The organism is Companilactobacillus sp. FL22-3, from assembly GCF_054881455.1.
Genome location: NZ_JBTYYZ010000031.1, coordinates 1 through 1,175 on the forward strand (window position 1 = coordinate 1; position 1,175 = coordinate 1,175).

At 43.9% G+C, this 1,175-nt stretch carries 3 protein-coding genes; all 3 read left to right on the forward strand.

Annotation, left to right across the window (positions count from 1 at the left end; genetic code table 11):
* Positions 1–230 (forward strand): hypothetical protein (locus ACYT32_RS12335; protein ID WP_253956185.1); only part of this gene is annotated, 230 nt, incomplete at its 5' end.
* Between the two features lie 35 nt (positions 231–265).
* Entirely contained in the window at positions 266–880 is a 615-nt protein-coding gene (locus ACYT32_RS12340; RefSeq protein WP_461793473.1) for a hypothetical protein, read from the forward strand.
* A 1-nt stretch (position 881) separates the two neighbouring features.
* A partial coding sequence (locus tag ACYT32_RS12345) for a CagC family type IV secretion system protein (protein WP_461793474.1) occupies positions 882–1,175 on the forward strand: 294 nt, incomplete at its 3' end.

The window sequence follows — 1,175 nt, forward strand, 5'->3', positions numbered from 1 at the left end:
TGAGCAGACATAGAGAAGAATTCCCAGAAGAATTAATGCTTGGTTCTGGGAAAAGCAAGTTAATATCTGATGAAGGCATAGAGTGGATTAAGAAGCACATAAAAAAAGAGGGCGTCCTCGTCAGCAGTAGAGTTGCTAACGGGGATCAGCACCTGGAAGTTACGATTCTAGGTGTCACCCTCCTAACAATCCATTTTACCGGGCGGGTTAGGGGAAAGCTAGTTGTTTAGCGTCCCTAACGCGCTTTTTTTGAGGAGGTGATCCAATGAAAGTAGAAAGCTGGCAAGGCATTAATGGCAAGCTAGTTCATGATGATCAAAAGGCGATTGTGGTTGATGATGACCACGCATTAACTGATCCAAAACAGTTACAAGCAATTTTAGATCAAGACGGTCAGCCAATTGACGAAGTCCGGCAAGCAATGATTAAGAAGACCGTTAAACGCCAGTTGAAGACTGAGCCGTTAAAGCTTAGGGGCTGGTTTAATCGCCATCAAGACAGTCAAAATGCTAAAAAGACAGAAAAATTGGTAAGTGATAAACCGACTCATCAATATAAGCAGATTAAAAATGAAATGACCTTTTTTGGTGAGAGTTTCCTGGAAGGCTTCTTAGGCTTCTATGGCTTAGAAGTTGATAACGCCTTAGGCCGTTACGAACATAATTTGCATGTCTTAGAGGCCCAAGAATTAGGTCAGTCAGAAAAAGAGTATTACTTAGCCACGAGTGAAAACGGCCGCGTCAAATTAGCCACCGATCCATTACCAAGCCAGCAAATTGCCGAGGAACAATTGAACAAGTTCTATCAGCGTAAGCCAGAAGAAACGCAGGCAGAACAAATTCAATTACGAACATCAGAAGACGATGGGAAGGAGGAATAACATGAAGTTCAGCAAAGTAAAAGCGTTAGCAACTACTGGAGCTACTGCGATTTATTTGGGCTTGATGAACGCCCAGGTTGTTTTGGCGGCGGACGGTGGCGAAGTTAAAAGCAAGCTAACCAGCGCTGGTAAGACGATTCAAAGTATTTTAACTGGGTTGGTCGTTTTAGTTGGGATTTGTGTGGCGCTATTTATTATTATCAAAAGAATGCCTGACGCAGACGATCCGCGAGAGAAATCAGAGGTTTATCATGCGGTTGGCCGGGTGGCTGGTTTAGTGGCCTTAGCGGCAGCC

What these genes read in the sequence shown, in the direction of transcription:
- ACYT32_RS12340 (WP_461793473.1), top strand. Translation starts at nt 266, where the DNA reads ATGAAAGTAGAAAGCTGGCAAGGCATTAATGGCAAGCTAGTTCATGAT.